Source organism: Polaribacter sp. PL03 (assembly GCF_033875165.1).
Classification (GTDB): domain Bacteria; phylum Bacteroidota; class Bacteroidia; order Flavobacteriales; family Flavobacteriaceae; genus Polaribacter.
This window is the reverse complement of sequence record NZ_JAWZSV010000008.1, coordinates 1-3,399: the sequence shown is the minus strand read 5'-3', so window position 1 is coordinate 3,399 and position 3,399 is coordinate 1. Positions and strand designations below refer to the sequence as shown.

Genomic DNA, 3,399 nt, shown 5'->3' with positions numbered 1-3,399 from the left:
ACTTTGGAATTCCGTTTCAATTTTCGTGCGAGTAAAAATTCCGCAAACTTACTTAATTCATAATTTCTATAAACTTGCTAAACTCCGCATTTTAAAAAATCTAACGAGCGAGAGAGTGTTCCACAAATATTCAGTTTTTTTGTTTTTCAGAGTTTCAATTCCGCATTTTTGGATTTTTGAGCAATGAAATATAACGTTTTTGTATAAGGTTAGTTGCGTATTTTAAGCAGTGAATTTAGTAAATAAAACACAAACCAAGAAAGTCCGTTTGGACTTTCGTAAATGGGCAAAAAGCCAGCAATTAATTTTATACGGTGTTAGGCACAGTTATTTTTGATAATTATCATTTCGGCAAATATGTTTATATTCTTTGTTTCGTAAATTTTCAACCCACTTTCTTTAATTGCAAGTTTCCATTTATTCTTACTCAAAAAATGAAATGCTCCAATATTAAAAGACATAAAATTAATTCCGTTTCTCATTTGCTCAGAAATTATTAAAATTCCATTATTTTTTAATACTCGTTTTGCTTCTTTAAAAAATTCAACTCTCTTTTTGTGTTCTAAAATTTCGTGTAATGAAGTTATTGCAAATATTATTTCCTGTGAATTATCTTTAAAAGGTAATTTTGTCGGGTTTATTTTAATTTCTTTCGGATTTGGAGGGAATTCCTTTTTAGAAATGTTAATCATCTTTTCATCTAAATGTCTGTTCTCATAAATATCACAAACTATTAATTCCATTTTGGGATACTTTTTTTCAAGATAACTCGATATTGGGTCAAAACTTGCGTGAATAAATATTCCATTTTTTATTTCGTTCAGGTTTATATATTCAGGTAATTTTTCCAGTTTATATAAATCTGATTTATCATAAAGAAGATAAGACGCTAAAATTGAAATAATAATATTTAGCAGAATTAATCCACTAAATATTATAAGTACTTTCGAAAGTATTTCGGAATTAACATAATCGGAAATACAGTAACTTAATATTGAAATAAATAATCCGATTAGAATTTTTTTATAGTTAAAAAGTAGAACTAATTTCGTAATTTTCATTTAGAGGTTGAGTTGGTTTTTTATTGTGCCTAACGTGTTTGCATATGGTTTGTTGCGTGTTTAAGCACTAAATTTAGCAAATAAAAACCGAATAGAAAATCCGCGAGGGTTTTCGTAAGCAGGCTAGAACCAGCAATAAATTATATACGGTGTTACCAACTGGCTTTATATTTTATGTTCATATCCAATTTCGTTTAAATCAGATTTCAGTTTTTCAAAATCATCTAATTCAGGATTTAATTCAAGAACTAATTCCTTTGTTATTATGGTTCCATTATAAATCTTTTCTACAAGTTCCAATTTCAGCTCGTTTTCTTCAAAATTTTCCTCATAATATTCTTCTGCCCAATTTTTATATGTCAATGGTTTTCCGTCTAATAAATGCAGTAAATCAGTAGAGCCATCTTTATATCCGTCTTTTGGTAAATCGACTTTTCCTATTTTCCAATTATCATCTGTTTCTGTTTTCCAAATGCAGAATGTTGTTCCGATACTTTTTACAGGTTCTCCGAATATAAATTCATTAAATACTTTTGGTAAATTATCTACAATTCCTTTTGGGATTATTTGCGTTAATTCCGTTTTGATTTCTTTTTTTGAGCCAAATAGTTTCTCTGTAAAAGATTTTTTTTCTTCAATCGGAATGTTTTTCCAACCATTCATTTCGCTTTCGTGAGCAAATCCGTTAATACAAATTCCAATATTGCTAAAAGTGATTAACATTTGGTCTCCTTGTCCGTTTCTCATTTCGCAAAATTCTTCTGTATCACTCCAATCTTTTTGGTAAGAGTAATATCTGTATTCCCATTCAGGACAAATAATTGATTCCAATGCAGAAATTGATTTGCAAATCTTTTTTAATTCACTCGGATTTGGTAGAAGATTAAGGTTTTCAGAGGAAAGTTTGTTCATTTGCAGGATTTTTGTTCAGCTTGTTGGTAACGTTGTTGTATAAGGTTAGTTGCGTGTTTTAAGCGACTAATTTAGTAAATAAAACACGAACCAAGAAAGTGCGAAAGGACTTTCGTAAATAAGCTAAAAGCCAGCAATTAATTTTATACGGTGTTGTACACAGTACTTTATTTCCATCTAATAATTAACTCCTCTAATCCTTTTTTAATTCCGCTATGAAAATCCCCTTTTTTGAATTCAGGAATTATTATTTGGTCAATTACCTTTTTACAAATTTTATCGGTCAAAATTTTTTCAGTTCCTGTTCCTGTTGAAATTTGAATTTTTCCTAATGACTTACTAAAAAGAATTAAAAGTCCATTGTTCTTTTCAGCTTTTCCAATTCCCCAGTCATTTGATAATTCAGATGCATATGCTTTTATGTTTTCATAAGGTTTAATTGATTCAATTGTAACTATAGCAATTTCATTGGTGGATTCAATTTCATAAGTTCCAATTGTTTTATCTAATTTTATTCGCTGATTAATTGTGAAAATATTCTCAAAATCATTTACATATCCAATAGCTCGTGGAAATTTACTTTTTTTAATTGTAGATAAGTCAAGTTCAGTTTTAACTTTTTTAGTTTCCGTTTCTTGTGCAGAGCTTTTGCAAGAAAGTAAATTTAAAGTCAGAAAAAGGATTAGTATTTTAGTTCCGATTTTCATTTACACATTAGGATTTAGGGTCAATTAAAATTACTCCATTTATTGCTCTAATGCCATAAAGTCGATAACCAATAACCGGTTTCATTAAGGTCATTTTTTCTATTTTCAGGATATTAATTGTACTTGCAATCTCTTTTCCTCTTAATGGTTTTCCAGAAACTACTAATAAAGGATTTTTGTTTACAATTTCTTCTTTTGATGATTTATCAATAAAATTGAGAACTTCTTTATTATCTATTTTTTTATAAAATTTATAGTCTAATAATGGGTCTAAAAAAGACTTTATTCTAATAGCACCATTTTTTCCAGTTTCTCCATATTCATTTTTTCCTTCTTTTTTATTTAAATAATTAATATCAGTAAAATCTTTCAAGTCAAAGATGTTTAATTCTATAAGATTTTCATATGAAATATTTTTCTCATTTAAATAAATTAAAGCCTCTTTTGAAATTGTTTTATTTTCAATTTGATTATTAATTTTTCCTAATAAAGAACTCTCACTTTTTTCATTTGGAATTAATTTGGGTGAACAAGAATTAAGAATTAATGTAATTATTGCAAATAGAGTTATTTTCTTCATAGTTTTTGTATTGTGTACAACGTTTGTGTATAAAAATTTTTGCGATAAAAAAACACGGCTATTTTCCGCAGGAAAATAGAAAGTGTTTAAAAAGCAAAGACCTTTAATTTAGCTTAAAATTAAGCAATTTTTTTTATAC

At 27.6% G+C, this 3,399-nt stretch carries 4 protein-coding genes; all 4 read right to left on the bottom strand.

The window, feature by feature from the left end; genetic code table 11:
• Positions 1–317: 317 nt before the first annotated feature.
• The 4 genes from SHK09_RS14780 to SHK09_RS14765 all read right to left on the bottom strand — a co-directional run bounded on the left by SHK09_RS14780 (position 318) and on the right by SHK09_RS14765 (position 3,260).
• Complete coding sequence (locus tag SHK09_RS14780) at positions 318–1,061, bottom strand: class I SAM-dependent methyltransferase (RefSeq protein WP_319811560.1); 744 nt, start codon at positions 1,059–1,061, stop codon at positions 318–320.
• A gap of 165 nt (positions 1,062–1,226) precedes the next feature.
• Complete coding sequence (locus tag SHK09_RS14775; RefSeq protein ID WP_319811559.1) at positions 1,227–1,973, bottom strand: hypothetical protein; 747 nt, start codon at positions 1,971–1,973, stop codon at positions 1,227–1,229.
• A gap of 167 nt (positions 1,974–2,140) precedes the next feature.
• Positions 2,141–2,680 carry a TPM domain-containing protein gene (locus tag SHK09_RS14770; protein ID WP_319811558.1) on the bottom strand — a complete coding sequence of 180 codons (540 nt, stop codon included), beginning with the start codon at positions 2,678–2,680 and terminating at the stop codon, positions 2,141–2,143.
• Positions 2,681–2,687: 7 nt separating this feature from the next.
• A complete protein-coding gene (locus tag SHK09_RS14765; RefSeq protein ID WP_319811557.1) occupies positions 2,688–3,260 on the bottom strand; it encodes a hypothetical protein in 573 nt (190 codons plus the stop codon).
• Positions 3,261–3,399 lie beyond the last annotated feature (139 nt).